Here is a 21,901-nt window from a genome sequence, read left to right on the forward strand (position 1 = left end):
GTTTTTCCAACCGTGCTTAATTCTCAATTTTACTTAATTCATATTTGAAATATGTATTCGAGATATTCTCATAAAATCCTCCAAAAAAGTTTACAAATCCCCTTTTTTCTCCCACATCATACGGATAACATCCAAAAAAGCCCCCACTTTGTGAAAAGTGAGGGCTTTGGGTTACTTGCTTTTATTAACAGTATCGATTAGTTGCGGATCAGATAATCAAATGCACCTAAAGCTGCAGTTGCACCGGATCCCATCGAAATGATGATTTGTTTATAAGCACTATTAGTGCAATCGCCAGCAGCAAATACTCCTGGTACATTTGTAGCACCATGGCTATCTACAACGATCTCGCCAACGCGAGTACGTTCAACCATGTCACCTAACCAATCTGTGTTCGGAACCAAACCGATCTGTACAAATACACCCTGTAATTCAATATGGTGAGTTTCTTCTGTCGCACGATCGATATAAGAAATACCATCTACCTTATCAGTTCCGGTAATTTCTTTCGTTTGCACGTTCTTAAGCACAGTAACGTTAGGTAGGCTGTAGAGACGATCTTGCAGTACAGCATCTGCTTTGAGCTCTGGAGCAAATTCCAGAACCGTTACATGCTTCACTATACCCGCTAGATCAATTGCTGCCTCAATCCCTGAATTACCGCCGCCGACAACGGCAACATCTTTGCCTGCAAACAAAGGACCATCACAGTGTGGGCAGTAGGCTACGCCTTTATTCTTGAATTCAGCTTCACCAGGCACACCCATATTGCGCCAACGAGCACCTGTCGACAGAATGACCGTCTTACTCTTTAGAACAGCACCGTTCTCGAGTTCAACTTCAATTAAATCATTCTTATCTAAACGTGTGGCACGTTGTAACTTCATCACATCAATGCCATACTCTTTCACTTGCTCTTCGAGTTTAGCCACTAGCTGAGGACCTTCAATGTAATTTACACTGATAAAGTTCTCAATGCCAAGTGTGTCGTTAACCTGTCCGCCTAAGCGTTCAGCGACAATCCCTGTGCGAATTCCTTTACGCGCTGCGTAAATTGCTGCACTTGCACCTGCTGGGCCACCGCCAACAACAAGAACATCATAAGGAGCTTTATTGTCAAACTCTGATGCGTCTACAGTACTACCCATTTTAGCTAGAATCTCTTCAACCGTCATACGACCACTTTCGAAAAATTCACCGTTAAGGTAAACGCTTGGAACAGACATAATTTCTTTGCGTTCTACCTCTTCTTTGAACACTCCGCCATCAATCATCGTATGGGTAATGCCAGGATTGAAGATACTCATTAGGTTCAGTGCTTGTACAACATCAGGGCAATTATGACAGCTTAGGCTGACATAAGTTTCAAACTTATATTCGCCATTAATGCTTTTGATCTGATCAATAACACTTTGCTCAACCTTAGGCGCTCTTCCGCTAACTTGCAATAGAGCCAACACTAATGAAGTAAACTCATGTCCTAGCGGAGTTCCAGCAAAGGTTACGCCCGTATCTTCACACACACGATTTACGCTAAAGCTTGGGGTTCTAGGCAGTTCGGTTTTTTCTACCGTTATCCTAGCTGACATTTTGGCAATTTCATCAACCAGCGCTTCCATCTCTTGAGATGCTTCGTCAGAGCCTGCACTGATTTTCAGTACTACGTCGCCTTCCAAGAGTTCTAGGTATTGAGCTAGTTGAGCTTTTATTTCTTGATCTAATTTCATTTAGCTTTCGCTCCTTAAATCTTACCTACAAGATCGAGACTTGGTTTAAGAGTTTCTGCACCTTCGGACCATTTCGCTGGGCAAACTTCACCTGGATGATTGCGTACATATTGTGCGGCTTTGATTTTGTTAACAAGTGCACTAGCATCGCGACCAATACCACCTGCGTTAATTTCAACGGTTTGGATAATACCGTCTGGATCAATGATGAATGTACCGCGATCAGCAAGACCGTCAGCTTCGATCAGAACATCAAAGTTACGGGAAATTACATGAGAAGGATCGCCGATCATAATGTATTTTACCTTGCCAATAGCTGCAGAGCTTTCATGCCATGCTTTATGTGTAAAGTGAGTATCTGTGGAAACGGAATATACTTCAACACCCAATTGTTTTAGGGTTTCATATTGGTTTTGCAGATCTTCAAGTTCAGTTGGGCATACGAATGTAAAGTCAGCTGGGTAGAAGCAAACTACACTCCATTTACCTTTAAAGTTTTCTTCTGATACATCGATGAATTTCCCATCTTGAAATGCGCTTGCTTTGAATGGTAGGACTTCTGTTCCGATAAGTGACATATTATTTAAATCTCCTTTAAGTTTTATTTTTTTGTGGATACAATATTCAAATCTGCAAACATCACATATCTGAATACTATTTGTAATTATTATAATTAACCAAATTAAGGCCTGTCAAGTTATTTATAATAATTCTAATATGATAATCGTTGTCAGTCGCTAAATGTTCATAAATTATCATACTTATGAACTAGTATGGGTCAGTTTACACGTTTTATGTAGGGCAATTTCTACAATTCGAAGTCATCTGCTATTACATTGATAGTATTTAAGGATTCTCTCGCTACCTCTAGATTAGTATATCGATTTCCATTATAGGTGATCAGCGCTTTCCATAAAGCCCATCCTCTTGCTCTGTTCCAGGTCTCTTCATCCATATTTAATACATCCTTGAATACCTTTCTACTATCCTCATCAAAAAAGGTCCATGCCATTGCCGCATCACAAGCAGGATCGCCTACACCCAAGATTCCGAAATCAATGACTGCACACAGCTTTCCATCTTTGACTAGTAAATTTCCTGGCGCAATATCTCCATGAACCCAAACCGGCTTGGAATTCCATTTAGAATCTAATGCTAATTCCCAGATTTCTCTCAATAGATCTTCTTTAAAAATATCTTTATTATGCTCAATCGCATGTCTAGACTCTTCATCATATACAGCTAAAGATCCACCTCTATAGAAATTATGTTCTCCTGCTAAAGGCCCCCTACTAGCATCAATAGATTGTAATTCAATTAAAAATGCTCCCAAATCTCTTGCAAACTGGTTAAGATCATTAATATTTTGGTGCGTTAATGTCTCACCCTCTACCCACTTATTGATAGACCACGGCAATGGATATTCTTCGTTAGGCTTCCCTTTGACTAATGGTATTTGAATAGGTAACGTGAGTTCTTTACTTAATATGGGCAACCATCGTTGCTCTTTCTCTACTTGTGGAGCATAAGCTGCTGCACTTGGTAACCTCACGCTCATATGCTCACCTAAATGAAACGTACGATTATCATTCCCGCTGAATTTTACTGGCCTAATCTCTAAATCGGACCACGCGGGAAATTGTTCATTAATTAATCTTGCAACTAAATCGACGGTAATTGTATTCAATGTTTATCTCTCCAAACAAAAGTTATTTGTCACCTATCATAAAAAATATCGCTGAACAGCCCATATTCAACTTCGCTGTCATTATTGTAAAATACTTCCGTATATTTGTTTGTGACATAAGCTATCGTTAGTATTTACATATTGGATATACAGTAAAGATAATTTATATAGCCCAAGTTCTACTCAAAGGAGAATTCAGCTTATGAAAGTTGATAGTCTTATCGGTGAAATCAAGCGAGCCTATCAAATAAATATAGAGAATATCGAACTTCATCGAGAAATGATCGGTAAAGTATATTACTTACAGAATCAAGAACAAAAGTATATGTTTAAAATATACCGTAACTTTAAATCGGATGACGCCTTGCAGACGGTTCAGATCTTAGATTATTTAAAAGCAAATTCATATCCAGCAGTATCTGTGGTTAGAACTGTCGAAAATGATAGCCATATTATGCTTAGTAATCAGGTTGGTAGCTGCGTAGGTATATTATACGATTATGTCGAGGGCGCAATGCCCGAGGTTAAGCTTGAGGCCGAGAGTATCGGAAATCAGATTGCAGAACTCCATAACCTAATGAAACTATATCCCAATAAACTTATTAACAGGACGAAAGTCGATTACATCGATGGCTATATCTCCAATATGAAAGAACTCCATTTTGATCCAGAAAAAATTCTAGAACTTAATCAATACGGTAATGAATTATGGGAACGCATCACTAGGCTCCCAAAAAACTTTTGTCACGGTGACCTTCATACGGGAAATATGATCAGAAACGAGCATGGCGAATATGTTCTCTTTGACTTTGACGACGCTTCAGGTGATTATTCTAGTATGGATGTTGCATATATGTGTGATGATACCCATTTTAATGAATTTCATGAATCAATGTACGATCAAACCTTACGTTTATACGAACGCTTTTATAAGGGATATAGTAAAATACGTACACTGAGCGACCAAGAGATTCTTACGATTTTCGATTTTATTGCGATCAGACATTTTCAAATTATCTCAAGAATAGTACAGTGCCAAGGATTACAATGTATATCTAAAGAATTTTGCGATCAACAATATCACTGGCTTATGAAGTGGCAGGAAGTTTGCATTAAACATTGATACTTCTATTCGGTTCATAAATACCTCGCTAACATAAGTTTTACTAGCCATTTCCATAAGAGACATCTAATATTATGTTAGCTTTACTAGTGTCTGTATGCAAACTATGCAATTAGATCAGCCACAAAAGGGACAAGCTAAGCAAGTTGAAATCTTAATATGATTACGAGGAAGAAGGGTGTTCCTTAATGACTAATAGTAAAACGAATCCTAAGGTGGACGGATTTCTAAGGAAAGTAAAACAGTGGCAGGAAGAATACGAGACGTTGAGAAATATCGTTCTTGACTGTGAGCTGACCGAAGACTTTAAATGGATGCATCCTTGTTACACGTTTGAGAACAAAAACATAGTCTTAATCCATGGATTTAAAGAATATATTGCACTGCTATTTCATAAAGGTGTCTTATTAAAGGATACCCATGGAATTCTGATTCAACAAACGGAGAATGTACAAGCTGCACGCCAGATCCGGTTCACCAATGTTCAAGAAATCCTTGAAAAAGAAAGCATCATAAAAGAATATATTTATGAAGCCATCGAGGTTGAAAAAGCTGGTTTGGAAGTGGAATTCAAAAAGAATACAGATTTCATCATTCCTGATGAATTTCAAACTAAACTTGATGAAATGCCTGCCTTGAAAAATGCTTTTGAAGCCTTGACGCCCGGGCGGCAAAGAGCATACCTTCATCATTTTTCTGAACCCAAGCAATCCAAAACTCGAGTATCTAGGGTTGAAAAATGGATGCCGCAAATTCTGGATGGAAAAGGATTAAATGATTAAGTTGTATATGAAGAAGCAACCTTAGATCGGTGAACAATCCGAACTGAGGTTGCTTCTTCTCTTTTTACTAAAAGACTTTATACTACTTCAGGTAGGTTCCGGTTACTCCAATTCCACCGCTACCGTTCAATACATACACTCTAGCGTTTCCTTTTCCAGAGCATACCAGAGTGATTGTACCGTTAGTAACGTTTTTGGTATCGCCAGTCACCGCATCCACGTAAGTTCCGTTCGGAATTCCGGTAAATGTCGCATTTCCTGAGATCGTAACTAACGCAAAGCTATCAATACCTTTAGCGCTATCGGTATATCTTCTTTTAAATGCCAAATCACCGGATACATTTTCTGTGGAATACTGGCCTTTTTGCAAGGCTGGAACAGCTCTTCTGATTAAATTGAGTTGTCTAATATGTTTTGCCAAAGGATAGTTTAATGAATCGGCAAGTGTGCCAGTAGCATTTGTATACTTACCGTAGTCCTGAACAGTAACGCTACCCTCAATTTGATCTCCAAAGTAAGCACGCCCTGTTGAGCTAAGTGGTGCATTCGGGCCTACATCGATGACTGATCCTTTTTTAAACTCGATTTCAGAACCGTAATAGATCGCAGGTATTCCCCGGAAAGTGAACATCAGCGAGAGATTCTCAGCCCAAGTGTCTTGTGTCCCTGCAAATCGTTGATTCTCTGGGGCTTGGTCAGGTGCATAGTCATGAGAGTCAACATAAGTTACATTCCAAGTAGCATCGTTATAATATTGATCACCGCTCTTCATACTGAATGCTTCCTGTGCAGTCTTGAATGCCCAATGCATCGGGAAATCAATAACATCCATACCCGATTTCATCGAATAGTCAGGCGCGTGATAATTATTGCCTATTAAAAAAGCATTGTTCGAGGTTGGCTGCCCTGCTGTAGTAGAGTTATCTGCCCACTCTTGTTCCACTGACAGCTTGTTGGAAGCGTAGTCATTTTGTCCATCACCCGGATAGGCTTTCGAGCTTTTCCATGTATAGAATGGAGTCGATATTGCCGGAATTCCACTATTCCATACATCTCTGTACCGAGTAGCCACTTCACCAAAGACAAAGAAGTTTGAGCCCCCTCTTGTTTTCCAAGCAGGAACAAAGTATTTGTTAAAAATATACCGACTTACATGCTTCACAGTATCGACCCGGAAAGCATCAACACCCATATCAATATACTGATTATAGCTGTCAATTAGATACTGATTCACTACAGGATTTTCCGTATTCAAGTCCACAGCGTCTCCTGCAATCTGTCCTGTCTGTACGGTGTAAGATTCCCAGGAAAGACTTTTTTCGGTATGATACATGTTATTGTTGGTTTCCGCATTTTTCATGATTGCGAGTCTGGCCTGATATTGCTGATCAGGGGTCATCGTATCATAGTTAGCTGGCAGTTTATCCGTAATTTTAAGCATGTTATTTACGGTGTCCGCTGCAGTCGGATCTTTTTTGAACATAGGCAACAGATTCTCTTCCCCAAAATTACCGGTATGATTCACAACAACATCCTGAATAACCTTTATCCCTTTGGCATGAGCTGCATTAATTAATTCCTGATAAGAGGCTCCGGCTGATTCATACCTTGGATCTACTTTGGAAAAATTAATCGCATGGTAGCCGTGATAATCATACCCGCTGGCATTCTGCACCACTGGCGTAATCCAAATGGCACTGAATCCGAGCGCTTTGATGTAGTCGAGCTTTTGAATCAGACCCTTAAAGTCACCTCTCCAAGCTGGGTCTGAATCCGGATTTCCTGCTTTAGCATCCTCCCATGAATGTACATTGTTACTCGGATCACCATCATAGAATCGTGAAGTAATTACGAAATAAATGGTGTCTTCACGGAAATCGCCTTTATTTCCAATCGTATAGATAAAGCTCTGTTTCGTTTCATTTCCGGCACCATCAACCACCAGGAATTTCAGTGTCGTCGTCTTATTAATAAGAATGGACGGTCCAGCTAGAGCAGTTAAAGCATTGCCCGAGACATAGAGATTTGAACTGGTAGTTGGTTCTGTCCCATTATCTGTGTAATATGCGGTGGTCGTTGCTGCTTTGTTATCTTTTATATTAAAAGAGACGGTAACGGCAGAGCTTGAATTCCCAACAGGTAAATTCGCGGTTATCGTTGGGGCCTGCAGGTCGAGATTTAGGTCAATGACATAAGCAAAAGTGCCTACACTGCCTGCTTGACCGATGGAGTTAACACCAAAAGCCTTAATAGTCATAGTAGAGGCCACTTGGATTGGAGTGGTATACAAGGTAGAGGATGTCGTAGGTGTCGATCCGTCTGTCGTATAGTAGATTTTATCGCCAGTATTGATACTGGAGAGCTTCACAGTTTGGGCAGAATCATATGTCTTCGGTGTAGGAGAGACTGAAATCACAGGGATCTTCGGAATTTCTGGATTAGCGTCATACCACACATTATCCGAGGAATACCAGCCCTCTTTTATACTGCGGGATAAGTCGGCGGTCTGTTTGCCGTTGCCATCATTAAAGATAAGGCTTGTGCCGGTGGCGTTGGCAATAGTATAGCTGTACCAGTCGTTCCCGTCCGATTTCATCAGAATTCCTGGCCAAGCTCCGCTTGTTGGAACTGTTGTCGGACTCAGCTTCCAGTAATGGATTCGGATCGTTGAGCTCCAGTTTGCTGGTTTCTTAAAATGAACCGTTAAGCCAGCCGAAGTTGGCGTTGGTGTAGGTGTTACGGTTGGTGTTGGTGTAGGAGTCACTATTGGTGTTGGCGTTACGGTTGGTGTTGGTGTAGGCGTCACTGTTGGCGTTGGTGTTACGGTTGGTGTTGGCGTAGGCGTCACTGTTGGTGTTGGTGTTGCGGTAGGCGTTGGCGTTGCTGTGGCTGAAATAGTTAGATAGTCGATATTGATATTCCCAGTATCATCCGAGTCATATTTGTAAGCGATCGTATTATTTCCTGCCTGTAAGGAGAGCGTTTCTGTTTGGTCCCCCCATGCATCCCAGTTTGCCAAGTTCGCTAAAGTGGTCTGCTTTACCTTTGCTCCATTCACATAAATGGAAACTTGCTTGGCACTGCCAGTCGCATTGGCGTAGCGAAGCGTGGCATTATAGGCGCCTGCAGCGGAAGAATGAACATTGAAGGTGGTGGTTGCTCCTGTGGTTGTGTATCCATCAACAAAACCGGTGCCGGTATATCCGGTGTGATTCGTATTTATTTTTGCGCCACCTGACAAGGCTGCGCTCTCAGCTTCATACTTCCCAGCAACCGGAATAACTACCGTCCAGTTCTTCCCTCCGTTGCTGTCCCAGCTATCCGTCGGGGCTGTGATGTGATAACAATAAATGAGTGTTGCGCCCTCCTGAACATTGAGGTTGGCCGTAAACGTGGTCCCACTTTTAGACATGACTGTGTCCGTAGTATTCGTCCAATTATTCGTAGTCCAATGCAGTGTCACAGAAGATGCTGTGGTGTTCGTATAGGAGACTGTATAATCAGTGTTGCTGGCTGAAGCCCCGCCCGATAAACCGAATAAACTAAAGATTAGCGAAAAAATGATCAACCAAGAAACAAACCGCCTAGATTGTTTTCGTACCAATTAAATAACCTCCTCATTAAATTACGTTGTGCAAACGTTTGCAAAAATGAGAAAAAAAGAAACAATCTAACTTATCCAATCTCCTCCTTCTTAGAAAATATGGAAAAACCTCATTGTATGCGTTTACAAATAGAACTATTGAGAAATCCTCAGGTTACAGATAGCTCCATATCTAATGAATTTTCCCTGTTTATGATTATAGGCTCCAACCTTTTCCGGGTCAATGCATCTTTTAGGCTAAAAACATAAAAATTTAATGGTTTAAATACAAAAGTTCAATCGTTTTCATTCATCAGCTGTTCAAGGCATATTAAAATCTTAAATTACCGCTATTTATAGAACTAGGCTCTATACTTTCGTAACTATTCTAGTATGATTTTATGAAATATTAATTCCTTAAATATATTATTTTGTATGTCCCTAAATTAAATCGTCGCTGATGAGGAAGCAGTTGCTTGGTCAGCTTTTACACAATCAATTGCAACAACGAACGCAATTATGATTGCCTCCATCTCCTCATTTAGTATTTGAACCTTGTAGCTATCACCCCAAGTGAACCACTCCTTATTCACTTTACCTATGACTACACCATGCTGCAAGACCTGAAAATCCATGTCCCACCAGTTACCATGTACCTCAATGTCAGCCGCATCAATCGTATAGCGTGCTTTAAAGAAAGAAAACTCCTTCTTAATCGTTAACACCTCTCGGCCATTGACCTCAACAAAAAACTTCGGTAAAAAACTAAATACCTTCTTCGTAATAAGTGCGACTTCATCTCTTGTTGTATTCATAATGGAGAACGTCTTTGGTATTTGCATAAAACTGCCCTCTACATAATAGACATCCTGCTCCTGCTGATTCTTTACCGTAAATTTACCACTTAGACTGAATACCTTCTGCTTTATATAAAGCTGCTTCATTCCAATACCTCCTTCGATATAAGCATATTATTAAAGCGCAGATTTCATCATAGATATTAATAGTGATAGCCACCTAACCATGAACTACCTTTCGTTAACCCTCTCATTATTGAACTATAGTTTCCCAATAGTTGAACCGAATGATTGTAAAAACTTGGGTAAAAACTTCTTCGTACTTACCCAGTACTTCCGAAATCATTTCTCGGGATCCTGTACTTTAGTCACCCAACCGTGTTTTCAATGGTTCTAAAACTTCCGTTTATGATATGGGAGACCCTCGCCTTCTTCGCAATACTGTTTAAGACTGTACAAAAAAATAGCCCAGTTATAATTACATACGCGATAAAATGAGGTCACTTCCTCCCAATTCATCTGACGAAAAATGATTGAAGTTTTCCCGTTTTTTTCCTTCATATCAAAAGAAATTGTCGTACCTATCCATTCTGGATCTGAATCAACACACTGCCACAAAATCTTTTTATCGGGAACAAGCTCATCAACTCGCATCTTTGTTAAGCCTTTTCCGCCGAATAGGAACTCATTTATACAACCGATCTGATCATTGACTATTAGTTCATTTGTCCATATTTCTGAAAGTCCTTTTGCAGTGGTTAATGCTTCATATACCTTTGAAGCTGGAACATTCACGGTCTGCAAGTGCTCGATATTTGCCATATTGCTCATTCCCCTTTTTTATAAGGATCTAATTTATGTAATTATTTGTATACGAAAATTATACCATCAATTATATCAACTCTGAGATAAACATTGGTGTAGCTCCATCCTCTGTATTAAAGCCAAATTTATTATAGAAATCCACTGCATGAGGATAAGAAATTAATACTTTTGTTTTACACCCTTTATATCTATCAAGCATTATATTCATCATTTCCTTACCTATACCGATACTCTGATAACTAGGATTAATAAGCATATAATGAAAATATACCGTTAAAACACCATCTGACAAAGCATTTATTAAACCGACAAGCTTTCCTCCTTCCCAAGCGGTAACAATTGAATGAGATCCTCCGATTGCTTGTAAAAGCTCGTTTGGGTACTTGCCAGACTCCCATTCTACTGAAAGAAATAACTCTTGGAGTGCATCCTTAGTGATATCCTCTTTGCTTGAAGCGTAATAAATACTCACCCCTGTACCTTCCTTTCATAAAACTAACTACGGTACAACATCTGTTTTAAACTCCCATATTTCGATGGTTTTGCAATCCTTACGAAGCCATAAAATAATACCGACATAGCAATTTCGGATTTATCAAAGTGAATAATTACTTTATTTACCTCAATATACTCTTAAAAATATGTATAGAAAATGGATTAACTGAAGTGGAATTTGTATTTATTTACATTAGAGAATTCATGAGAATACTTCTTTTACCTAAGCATACTAATCCTAAGAGGTTTATAGCGTTAATCTGCCCGTTAGTTGAATAAAGGCAGCTGATCGCGTTGACTGACGGCTGCCTAATCGTATTTGAGCTAACGCTACCCGTTGGTGTAATTATTCAAATATAATCAATGAATTCATTAGTTTTGTTATATCCATAAATTATGATGGAGTCGGTAGTTACTTCACCTGGAACATGTATTTTTTTTAGGATTTGAATTAAATCAGTTTTTATCAAGTCATCTTCAGCATGAATTTCTAACCACTCAATTAATTTGTAGCCGCCATCTGAAAAATGGTAATACCAATCTCCATCCCAAAGGCTGATATAGCCAGTATCAATGTCTTTAGTCCTCCATTTTATCATTTTCTCTTGTACAAAACTGCCCGTTAGCAGAACAAAGCTACCGATTTAAGTCGGCAGCTTCGTTCTGGTGTTATTGAGCTATAGTTTCCCATTAGCTTAATCGTTATTTATGATACAGTTCTCCGCGCTGTCTGTAACGGTAAGTTTTAGGGCCATCCTTTTGTGGGATGGCCCTTTCATTTTTCTCATTAAGTTGAACTATGTTCCCCGTTAACGAGCCGCCAACATAAAAAACAGAGCATCTGAGGTCGCGCCTCAGATGCCTTGTATTTAGTATTGTTTTATGACCTGGTTCAATTTTATAAATCTTCTACACCGGTGGGTAAGTTTTTACTCACTACATTTGGCTTCGTGTACATTTTATTGAGTATGATCGTTTGCACGATAATGAATATACCGCCAACTGCCCAATATAATGGTAACGCGGCGGGCATCTGAAAAGAAAATACACCCATCATGATCGGTGACAACAATCCGATGAAAGCCATTTGGTTATTTTGATTTTGCTGATACTGCGCTGAAACGGATTGAGACACGCGGAACTGAACGTAATACACCGCAGCGGCAATAAGCGGCAAAATCATATCTGTTTTCCCCAAGCTAAACCACAGAAAATCGTCCGCTGCAATCTCTGGGGTACGACGAATGGCGTAGTAAAATGCGAGGGTGACCGGCCATTGGAGAAGCATCGGTAAACACCCCATATTTAAGGGATTAAATTGATGCTTCTGGTAGAGCTGCATCATCTCGACTTGCTGTTGTTTTTTTGCATCCGCACTGACGTCGTTCTTATACTTCTCCTTAAGTGCAGTTAACTCCGGCTGGAGGACGGCCATCTTTTCTTTCATGTCCATTTGTTTCTTGGTTTGATTCATCATGAGCGGCATGATCGCGAGTCTGATGATGAAAGTCATCAGCACGATCGATAATCCGTAGTTTCCGTGAAATACATTCGCGAAGAATTTGATCAAGATCGAAAATGGATAAATAAAAAAGTGGTTAAATACCCCTGCTGAATCGGCATTAATCGAGTTTGATTGGGATGCTGTCGAACACCCGCTGAGCACAATGATCGGAATAACTCCAATCAACATGACGAGAATGGGCTTGGCCCATTTTTGAAACAACAAAATCTTTTTCATCGTTGTCCTCCCTAATTGAAAGTATGGAATATCAATGTGGGGAAGGACTATGGTCTTCTTCATTAGGTGCTTCTCTTCGTCTGGCGGTACGTACTATCCACCGCTGAATGCTGCTCGGTTGTGACAGTCTGACAGCTACAAACCAAGTTAAACCGGCTGGAGCAATTTCATAACCCCAGTGTATCTCTTGTGTAGAAAAATAGGTGAATGGAATTGACACTAAGGAATAGATGAGAGCGATCGAGAACGCCAATTGAACCAAGTCATAAAAATGCTCCAGCCAAGTTCACCTCTGTATGAGCCATATTGGAAAAATTTGAATAATGATTATACGTTAGAGAAAACTGTGTGGTTTCACTAACCTGCCCGTTAGTTGAACAAATAAAAAAATGGCTGCCGAAGCAACCGCTATTCCACTAATGCGCCCCGCTAGCTTAATCGACATTACGCACCGAGTCCAAAGGATTTAGCCTTGCGGGGTTGTCTGCTGATTACGTTTCACCGAAACCCCTTAGCAGACCAAGGAGAGCAACTTTCAAATCCTTCTCTTACAGACTATGATTAATTAAATGAGCAATTTCTTTAACTCTCTCCATTGTAATTCCTTCTCTTTGTTCAACTGCAAGTGGATGATTCGTTTGTTCTAATTCTATTAACGGAACAGCACCAACTTCTTGTGTATGTACCATTGTCTTTAACGATAATGTAGTTATTGGATATATTGAAAGTTCAGTCGATAACCAACCAAAATAAGGTTCTTCAGTTTCCCTTCCTTCTACGTGCAATAATTCATTAGATTTCAAAAAGTTCTCTTCACTAAGAGAAACCCAAACACTCCATATAAATTTCTCTTTACTATCAATTACTGGTATTTCAATATGTCCTCTAATAAAGAAATGCTGTTCATCAATTACACAAAAATCTCTAATTAATTCTGTTCTTTTCTCTTCTGGTACAGTGTAAAAATAATATGGTGCTTCACTTCCGTAACATAAAGGAAGTTCATTTAATTCGTTGTTACAGTGAGGGCATTTCATGTTTTCTGCTCCTTATAGTTTCTCGCTGATTTCTTATAACGTCTTATTCGCGAAATTACTGAGTTATCCTGCCCCTTACTTCAATAAAATGGGCAGCTAGCATCTGCCGGACATAGAAAGACCGCCATTGAAGGCGGTCTAAAAAATTTATCATTTTTGCCCAACAATAAGTCCTGGGGATTTTAAAAACCTGAGATGATTCGCTGTAAGCCTAATTAGAGCGTCTCAACCAATTTCTTAATCTTTGAGTGGGAAATTAAATATAGAGGACCCATTATTTCTATTTTTCCGTCCTTTATACGCATTGCACTCTCCTGTTCTGCCGCATAAACATCAATCTCTTCAGACAAGGGGAACAGGTAACCTTGAACAAACGTAGCATAGTCGCGTTTAGAATGAGATTCATAGGCAAAATGATCAAATCCAATACCATCATAAATAGTACTTGTTTCAACTTCATTGCCAGTGTTTTTCAAGCATAACCATTTTGCAGCCATGTTTATCGCACCGGCGCTGGCACCCATTATAACGGCATTGCTGTTCTTAATAACATTTGATAATTCATAATCCGCCAAAAAATCGTTTTGCAAAACAGGATCTCCACCGCATAAAAAAATGACAGAAGCGTTGTGAATTAATCGCTGGGCCTCTTTCTTCTGCATGCGATAATCAATGAAATGATATTCATCAAAAATAATGTTAGCCTGATTTAACCATGTACATTCAGAAACATCATCAATGTTAATTTGCTCACCTGTATAACCAGACGGTTCAGCGCTAATCATAACAAGCGATTTTCTGTCTTGTATATCCTCATGCAAACAATGGACCAGCTTCTCTGGAAAAAAATTATTAAACCAACTGAGATAGTAGTGAGTAGTCAAACTTAATTACCTCCATATGTATTTTTTACAATTATAAAATGGAGTTACATATTAGTAATCTAATACGTAACTCCATTTATTTTCATTAGCTTCTATTAGTAGAATTTCAACCAATGGTCTCCATTAAAAACTCGATCACCGGGTAAGAGATCATATGCCGATCACGGTAAATCGAGGTAATAGCATCAGGCCGTGTGCTAAGGATTGCCTTCTGTAAAAGGGCTGCTTGAAAGCCTCTTTCTTGTGCACCGTTAATAGTAAAGGTTACACAATGTTCTGCGGCGAATCCCGCAACGATGATGAATTCAACACCATGTTCACGTAGCAGTTGTTCCAAATCCGTTTTCCAAAAAGCATTAGAATATTCTTTTGCCATCTGGATATCTGTCGGTGCTACTGTAATTTCCGGTATACTATTTCTTGCTTCTGGATCCGTATCCGCATTCGCCCCTTCCATGTCTTGTATATGGATGACGATTTGGTCCTTCGCACGAAGTAACCCAGACACATGATTAATGTATTCACAAGCCTCACTTACATTTAACTTCTCCATATGATCGTGTAAGAAAAGGTTTTGCATATCAATAATTAGAAATCCAATTTTTATTTTGAACTACCCCTCTCAGAATAAATATAGCTAGTTTCTATACTAATCTGGATGAAGATTCAGCTCAAGGGAATAAATGAATTAGACTATTTTGTACAATAACATCATATGTTACGCCATTCCTCTTCATTTAGTTCGTTGTTAATGCCGACCCCAGCTAAGGAGCCCATAGAAGCGGCAATAATGGCTTGATGAAGATGTGTTGCTGCATCACCGGCACTATAAACGCCTGGAACGTTCGTTTTACCGAGATTATCGACGATGACTGTTCCTGTTTCTGTGAGTTCACAACCAATGGCTTGTGGCAAATCGGACCCGATCATAAGCTTCGGTCTAAAAAATATCCCCGTACATACGATGCTAGTACCATCCTTCAACACAACTTGCTGCACCATGCCATTGTCAGATTCGATCGACTGAATCGGTGTGTCAAAGACAGGAATGTTATGTTGCTGAAGTTCCTCGCGTTGTGCATCCGTTAAGTCATCAGATCCATTAGTACATATGGTAATCTTTTTTGTCCAACCAGATAACACTTGGGCCATATGCGTTGCATCGGCTCCCTTAACAATTACGACAAGAGGCTGATCTCTTAGTTCCCATCCATCACAATAGGGGCAGATAAAGGCGCTTTTACCATATACGTCTGAGAGTCCCTTAATATCCATCGGGAGGTCCTTCATCCCTATGGCGAAGAGCACTTTTTTACTTTGAAAAGTCTGACCCTGAACCGTCGTAATTTGAAAATCGCCATCGGTTCCCGTAATCGATAGGGCGGTATCTTCCGCAAAAGTAACGGATGGATAGGCACTAATCTGCTCCTTCGCAATCCTCCTAAATTCGCCTGGACTTATATAATCTCTAGTAAGAAAGCCATGCGTTTCTCGAGTAACCCTATTACGTGCGCGTCCTTCATCAATAACAACCATACTTTTTCTTGCCCTGCCTAGCACCAGAGCAGCATTTAGACCTGCCGGTCCTCCACCGATAATTACACAATCATGAGTCATACTAATTCTCCCCTTCGCTTTTCAATTTGCATTAAAGATATTAGAGACTTATGTTATCTGTAATACCCCCAAAAAAAGAGCGAATCCCACCCATTTATTATAGACTTTACGAATCCATAATAACTTCAATACATTTAAAAGGCAAGGGTTTATTTTATACAATCTTCCCCTCTCTTTTAAATTTCCACTAAATTATTCAATCATTTGACTCTTCCAAAGTTCTATTACTACATCCATCTGTGAGTTATGTACCTTTTTTTCATGTCCTATCGTTTTTAGCCATAGGGTTGTCTTATCCTGTATTAAATCTGGGTTCTTCCTAATAAATTCTAAGGCTTTCAAGCCGTATTCTTTGTTTTTTGTGATGTTGTATAAGCTCCATCAGGTATACCTGTTACAATTCCTGTCTCACATAATCCTAGAAACATTGTTCTTGGACAGCCCTTCTTTTGTGATGCAGTCCCTTCCCCGAAGATCTCTTTAGCAATAATCTCCCAAGCTATTTTGGGACTTTCTAATTTATTTTCTTTTATGTATTGAACTGTTTTCACAGCCGCTTCTCCGTATTTGCTCATAAAACACCTCTGTTTTTTTAAAAATCTAATAATAAGTCCGGCTGACGTTTAAGCAGCTTAAGTAACCAAAGGGAACAGATTCTCTGCCACTTAGCCGATTGGATGTGTCGCCCGATTTTACTACTCCGTAAATCTCCTCGGCGATCTAGGGAGCGTTAGTGAACTATGTAGGAATGATTTGTTAGATGATTTTGGAGGCTTCCCTGTAAAACTTAAATTTTATTAGATTTTTCATTCAATAATCTTTTAATATCTTCTAATTCTATTTCAAGTTGTTTCAAAGACTTATTATGTCTTTCTTCGGGTTCATGGATATTGTTTGTGACTGCTTTAATTCTATCTAACATATCATCAAATTCAGCATCAGATTTAAGGCCAATTAAAAACATTACGATTCCTAAACCTAAAAGTACGATAGAATCGTTTATCTGCAGAATAATTTCTGATTCCCACTTAATAGGTAAATGAGGTAAAACGACAATAGATAAAACGGAAAGTAATAAAGCTATTTGACTGGAATATTTGTAAGCTTTGAGTTTATAAATTAAATATTTGGTTATTTGTTTTGACTTTTTTAATCGCTCGAGCCCAAAATTCAGAAAATCAAATAAAATAAACAGAAATCCAGATACTGAAAAACTCAGTACAAATCTTGTCTCTAGTTCTAGAAACCCTGTTATTGTCCAATACCCAAGAAAAAATAATCCTAATCCAATAAACTTTGTTATTGTGTGTGTGTTTAACATATTATTTCCTTTCCTTCCCGATTTCATATAACATTCTGGTATTCAAACATTCCGACGAATTTCAGATGTGTCCACTGAATCATCTTTTCTGATAATAATCCACACAGACCTAGTGGTGGCGTGTCGACCCGAAATTAGCCAGAAGGAAATACCCTCGTTACATAGCTTCCAATATTATATGCACTTTTTTTTCTGTTTAATTTTATTTAATCTTTCGTTCCTGATAGCAATGAGTCTTTCTTTAAATTGTTTTTCTTCAAGTTCCTTATTATTTTTTCTTTCTATTTCTAATTGTTTTTTTTGATTTTGTTCAACTCTATTTTCTTCAATGTTTTCAAATACTCTATCGAAATGTTTTGAATTGGATCTGAGTATATTTCCAATTCTGATGATCATACCTACAATATTCGCCACAACTTCAAGTACTGCCAATAGTATAACCAGCATTTCGCCTAGAGATAGTTTTCTATTAATTAAGCTTAACCTAAAAGATCTTGTAGATTCATCATATTGCAAATAAAGAGTAAGATAGGCAAGTAAACCATAGAAAACTATCTTTACAAAGTCAACGAAAAGCCCTGTGTGCTCCCATCTTCCTTCTCTTTTTCGAAAAAAAAAGGTGAATAAGAGGCCACATATTAATACCAATACAACAATACTAATTAGTTGCTCTTTAAAATCATCCGCTGGGGCAAAAAAAATATTCATCATCATTCTCCTACGAATTATATTTTTAACGGTACAACAATTATCCTCCCCTCTCCTACCAGAAACATTTCTAATCGCTTTGATTCAAACTTCATATAGTTGTTTCTACAATCACATCTCGATTCTCTGCATAATCCAACTTAACTTGAGAACTAATCAGTATATGTTCGCCTTCATCAATCCATTTACCTTTCAAAATATTGAATATCGTGTACTGAAAATTCAAATAAAAAAGACAAATCACTCATTAGAGTGATCTGTCTTCCGGTGCTTCCGCAATTCCATAGAAATCATATTTCGATTCAGAGAGACACAATCAGGAAAATTAGTATTATTTTTGTAAAAAAAATAACCTTTATTGTAGAAAGAGGTTTATTGTTTCGGTCTGCCCACTTTATAGTAGTACACCTTAGGGTATTTTTGAGAAGCATTTCCATGATATTCCTACCAAGGCGGATAAATCTCCCTCACATTAGACGGACTCCAATAGACTGTCTTCCGCTAGGATTATGAACGTTTTATAGATCTAACACATAAAGATCCTCAGAGTAGGTAAAAATTGAAAATAAGCCGTTCAATTAAAGCATTACCGACCGGATTTTGCCGTTTTCTTCATAATGGAGCTCCGTAAATTTCATACTGCGTTTATGGTCCACGCCGCCAGAAAGCGATGCGTCATGATAGAATAAATACCATTTGTCGTTAAATTCCACGATAGAATGATGGGTCGTCCAGCCAACGACTGGATTCAGGATCGTTCCTTGAAAAACAAAGGGTCCGCAAGGTTTATCACTTACCGCGTAGACAATCTTATGGGTTGTACCCGTGGAGTATGAGAGATAATATTTCCCCTGATACTTGTGCATCCATGGACCCTCGAAGTATCTCCTGTCTTCATCACCCGCAAGGATTGAGTTCCCTTCTTCATCAATAATGGAGATCTCCTGAGGGTCAGATTTGAATGACAGCATGTCTTCACTCAGCTCGCCCACCCAAGGACCGTAAGCCGGTTCCTCTGAGCCCTTTTCTACCGCATCTTGTTGAAAAATACCTTCTTGCCACTTTTCTAATTGTCCGCCCCATAAGCCGCCAAAATACATGTAGGCTCTTTCATCCTCGTCCACGAATACGGCGGGATCGATGCTGAAGCTCCCTTCGATATAGCTTTCTTGAGCCTGGAAAGGACCAGACGGAGAAGTTGACGTAGCCACTCCGATACGGAAAATACCTTCCTTGTCCCGGGCCGGGAAAAACAAATAATACGTCCCCTGCCGGTACGCGGCATCGGGCGCCCACATTTGCTTCGAAGCCCAAGGCACATCCCGAAGATGAAGCGCCTCTCCGTGATCTACACAGGGGGATGAAGGATCTTCCAAGGAAAACACATGATAATCCTCCATCGCATATTGGTCACCATTATCATTCGTAGGTCCATCATGGTCAATATCATGGGATGGGTAAATATACAGCTTGCCCTCAAATACATGAGCGGAGGGATCGGCTGTATAGAGATGGGTAACTAACGGTTCATTTTTTGTTGCCATAATAGGACTCTCCTCCTGATTGAGATTACGCCTGTTGATTAGCCAAGCAGAAATGGATTTTACCGTCCTCATAGGGACGGTTCCGTTTCTGCGAGAAATATCAGAACATGAGTAGACTAATTTAGCTAATCAACAGGCCTAGATTGGAATTGATTGGTTCCACGGTGCTGCCTTATTCGAAGCTAGCTTGCCTGGGTTATTCTTTGACGCCACCAAGTGCCACGCCCGCGATAATGTATCTGGATAACAAGAAGTAAACTATAAACAACGGTAAAGCCGTCAAAGCCAGACCCATATAGATCGAGCCAAACTCCGTTTTGTAGATATCACCTCGGAGCAAGCTTACCATGATTGGCATAGTATATTTCTCCTTCTGTGTCAGCAATATCAGCGGCATGAACAGGTTGTTCCAGTTAGCCACAAAGGCAAAGATAGCTTGTGTTGCTACTGCCGGCATCATCAGCGGTAAGATAATCCGGTTGAAAGTGAAGAATTCACCAGACCCATCTACACGCGCAGCTTCCACGATCTCTATCGACAGAGTTGCGAGCAAGTATTGGCGCATGAAGAACACCACCGCCGGTGCAGCAATTGCTGGTAGAATCAGCGGGAGAAAATTGTTGGTCCAATGTAATTTATACATGAACTGATAGAATCCGATTGCGCTTGCTTGGGAAGGAATCATCATCACGCACATGATAAAGGTAAAGAATGGCCCCCGTAGCTTCCAGCTGTAAGTGACGAGCCCATAGGCCGCCAAGGACGAGAAATAGACTGTACAGAGGGTTGCAGAACTGGCAATAATAAATGAATTTAGGAACCCTTGAAGCGGATCGAAGCTCTTATCGAGCAACACTCTCAGGTTGCTCATCATGTGGCTCGAAGGAAGCAGAGAAAGTCCGCTTTGAATTTCCGGTGTAGAGCGTGTGGCATTTACAAACATGATCCAAAACGGCAGGATACTGAGCACCGCCAAAGAGATGCAAACAACATAGATAATTGTCTTGTTGATCTTTCGGTTAACGGTTCCGCTTTTCTGATTATTTGCCATGTGTTACACCTCCCTCACGGGCTGCTATAGCAGCTTTTCTATACTTTTGTTTTTGTATTTTTTTAAGTCTTGACGCATCGCGGTCACGCATCACATAGAACAATATTCCAGCCAGTACTGCCGAAATCAAGAACATGATCATGCTCGCTGCTGCTGCACGATTATACATATAGCTGCCCTTGAATGCTTGCCCGTAGATAAACATGGACGTGGTAAGTGTAGAATCGTCCGGTCCACCTGCAAGGAATAATTGCGGAATATCGAACATGGTCAAACCACCCACCATCGATGTAATCAGTGTGAACAGCAATATCGTACGCAGACTCGGCAGTGTGATGCGGAAGAAGGTTTGAAACCCGTTAGCCCCGTCAATCGATGCAGACTCGAAGAGAGCAGGATTTATACCCATAACGCCAGCAATCAGGACGATCATGGTGTTGCCGTACCACATCCAGAACTGGATGAACGCGACAATGCCCCGTGCTGTCGTCTTATCCTGCAGGAAGAACACCGGAGCGTCGGTCCATCCCAACATTTGAAACAAACTGTTTACAGGACCCATCGGATAGGCGAATAAAGTGCTGAACAACACGGCAATCGTACTCGCTGTGATGATATTAGGCATATAGAGCAGAATCTTGAACAAGCCTTGTCCCTTTATATTGAGACGCTTATTCGTGAACCATGCCGTTAGCAAGAGCGCGAGAAGCATCTGGGGAACGAAGTTAGTAATCCAGAGCAATCCAGTGTTGATCAAAGACTTCCGGAACGAAGGATTATCAAAGAGAAGATCTTTGAAGTTCTGAAAAGGATTATCAAGAATATGGATCGGTTTTGGTATGATTCCTTTCATATCGGTGAATCCAATGACTGCGGTATATAAAATGGGATACAGTGAGAAAATCAGAAATGCCAGGACAAACGGAAAGGTAAAAATATAACCGTATTTCGAATAGTTCACATTTTTGCGGCGCATGCT

General features: G+C 39.8%; 21 protein-coding genes. 2 read left to right on the forward strand and 19 right to left on the reverse strand.

The genetic code is table 11. From position 1 onward, the window contains the following. Window positions 1–197 precede the first annotated feature (197 nt). From ahpF to MKY19_RS26855, 3 genes are all read right to left on the reverse strand, one after another. Entirely contained in the window at window positions 198–1,727 is a 1,530-nt protein-coding gene (gene ahpF / locus MKY19_RS26845) for an alkyl hydroperoxide reductase subunit F (protein ID WP_339798757.1), read from the reverse strand. A gap of 14 nt (window positions 1,728–1,741) precedes the next feature. Then, window positions 1,742–2,305, reverse strand: a complete 564-nt coding sequence (gene ahpC / locus MKY19_RS26850) for an alkyl hydroperoxide reductase subunit C (RefSeq protein WP_042192019.1) — start codon at window positions 2,303–2,305, stop codon at window positions 1,742–1,744. A gap of 230 nt (window positions 2,306–2,535) precedes the next feature. Beyond that, complete coding sequence (locus MKY19_RS26855; RefSeq protein ID WP_339798759.1) at window positions 2,536–3,414, reverse strand: aminoglycoside phosphotransferase family protein; 879 nt, start codon at window positions 3,412–3,414, stop codon at window positions 2,536–2,538. 202 nt (window positions 3,415–3,616) lie between these two features. Between MKY19_RS26855 and MKY19_RS26860 the strand changes: the two genes are divergently transcribed. Further along, window positions 3,617–4,537, forward strand: a complete 921-nt coding sequence (locus MKY19_RS26860) for a phosphotransferase (RefSeq protein WP_339798762.1) — start codon at window positions 3,617–3,619, stop codon at window positions 4,535–4,537. 188 nt (window positions 4,538–4,725) lie between these two features. Then, on the forward strand, window positions 4,726–5,319 hold the full coding sequence (locus tag MKY19_RS26865) for a YdeI family protein (protein WP_339267314.1): 594 nt from the start codon (window positions 4,726–4,728) through the stop codon (window positions 5,317–5,319). Between the two features lie 82 nt (window positions 5,320–5,401). Here the strand turns inward: MKY19_RS26865 and MKY19_RS26870 are convergent, their stop codons facing one another. The 16 genes from MKY19_RS26870 to MKY19_RS26945 form a co-directional block, all read right to left on the reverse strand. Beyond that, window positions 5,402–8,923, reverse strand: a complete 3,522-nt coding sequence (locus MKY19_RS26870) for an alpha-amylase family glycosyl hydrolase (protein ID WP_339798764.1) — start codon at window positions 8,921–8,923, stop codon at window positions 5,402–5,404. 425 nt (window positions 8,924–9,348) lie between these two features. Next, on the reverse strand, window positions 9,349–9,846 hold the full coding sequence (locus MKY19_RS26875; protein WP_042192030.1) for an LURP-one-related family protein: 498 nt from the start codon (window positions 9,844–9,846) through the stop codon (window positions 9,349–9,351). Window positions 9,847–10,092: 246 nt separating this feature from the next. Beyond that, window positions 10,093–10,521, reverse strand: coding sequence for an SRPBCC domain-containing protein (locus MKY19_RS26880; protein WP_339798767.1), 429 nt, complete (start codon window positions 10,519–10,521; stop codon window positions 10,093–10,095). 70 nt (window positions 10,522–10,591) lie between these two features. Next, window positions 10,592–10,996, reverse strand: coding sequence for a GNAT family N-acetyltransferase (locus tag MKY19_RS26885; protein WP_038573410.1), 405 nt, complete (start codon window positions 10,994–10,996; stop codon window positions 10,592–10,594). A gap of 373 nt (window positions 10,997–11,369) precedes the next feature. Further along, on the reverse strand, window positions 11,370–11,618 hold the full coding sequence (locus tag MKY19_RS26890; protein ID WP_339798769.1) for a DUF6678 family protein: 249 nt from the start codon (window positions 11,616–11,618) through the stop codon (window positions 11,370–11,372). Between the two features lie 299 nt (window positions 11,619–11,917). Then, entirely contained in the window at window positions 11,918–12,760 is an 843-nt protein-coding gene (gene yidC, locus MKY19_RS26895) for a membrane protein insertase YidC (protein WP_339798771.1), read from the reverse strand. Between the two features lie 548 nt (window positions 12,761–13,308). Continuing rightward, a complete protein-coding gene (locus MKY19_RS26900; RefSeq protein ID WP_339267327.1) occupies window positions 13,309–13,797 on the reverse strand; it encodes a DUF2199 domain-containing protein in 489 nt (162 codons plus the stop codon). A 215-nt stretch (window positions 13,798–14,012) separates the two neighbouring features. Beyond that, on the reverse strand, window positions 14,013–14,681 hold the full coding sequence (locus MKY19_RS26905; RefSeq protein ID WP_339798774.1) for a Type 1 glutamine amidotransferase-like domain-containing protein: 669 nt from the start codon (window positions 14,679–14,681) through the stop codon (window positions 14,013–14,015). A 106-nt stretch (window positions 14,682–14,787) separates the two neighbouring features. Next, complete coding sequence (locus MKY19_RS26910) at window positions 14,788–15,288, reverse strand: isochorismatase family protein (protein WP_339804520.1); 501 nt, start codon at window positions 15,286–15,288, stop codon at window positions 14,788–14,790. A 104-nt stretch (window positions 15,289–15,392) separates the two neighbouring features. Continuing rightward, window positions 15,393–16,298, reverse strand: a complete 906-nt coding sequence (locus MKY19_RS26915; RefSeq protein ID WP_339798776.1) for an NAD(P)/FAD-dependent oxidoreductase — start codon at window positions 16,296–16,298, stop codon at window positions 15,393–15,395. Between the two features lie 338 nt (window positions 16,299–16,636). Continuing rightward, window positions 16,637–16,873 (reverse strand): hypothetical protein, encoded by a 237-nt coding sequence (locus MKY19_RS26920; RefSeq protein WP_339267333.1) that lies wholly within the window; start codon window positions 16,871–16,873, stop codon window positions 16,637–16,639. Between the two features lie 212 nt (window positions 16,874–17,085). Next, window positions 17,086–17,619 carry a hypothetical protein gene (locus MKY19_RS26925; RefSeq protein WP_339798778.1) on the reverse strand — a complete coding sequence of 178 codons (534 nt, stop codon included), beginning with the start codon at window positions 17,617–17,619 and terminating at the stop codon, window positions 17,086–17,088. A 174-nt stretch (window positions 17,620–17,793) separates the two neighbouring features. Beyond that, on the reverse strand, window positions 17,794–18,333 hold the full coding sequence (locus MKY19_RS26930; protein ID WP_339798780.1) for a hypothetical protein: 540 nt from the start codon (window positions 18,331–18,333) through the stop codon (window positions 17,794–17,796). Window positions 18,334–18,905: 572 nt separating this feature from the next. Then, a complete protein-coding gene (locus MKY19_RS26935) occupies window positions 18,906–19,871 on the reverse strand; it encodes a glycoside hydrolase family 43 protein (RefSeq protein ID WP_339798782.1) in 966 nt (321 codons plus the stop codon). A 196-nt stretch (window positions 19,872–20,067) separates the two neighbouring features. Further along, a complete protein-coding gene (locus MKY19_RS26940) occupies window positions 20,068–20,922 on the reverse strand; it encodes a carbohydrate ABC transporter permease (protein ID WP_042192048.1) in 855 nt (284 codons plus the stop codon). Beyond that, the gene (locus tag MKY19_RS26945) at window positions 20,912–21,898 is read right to left on the reverse strand and encodes a sugar ABC transporter permease (protein WP_339798784.1); all 987 of its coding nucleotides are present in this window, start codon (window positions 21,896–21,898) and stop codon (window positions 20,912–20,914) included. The genes MKY19_RS26940 and MKY19_RS26945 overlap by 11 nt, the downstream gene beginning before the upstream one ends. Between the last annotated feature and the right edge of the window lie 3 nt (window positions 21,899–21,901).

Source organism: Paenibacillus sp. FSL R5-0744 (assembly GCF_037972555.1).
GTDB lineage: Bacteria > Bacillota > Bacilli > Paenibacillales > Paenibacillaceae > Paenibacillus_AQ.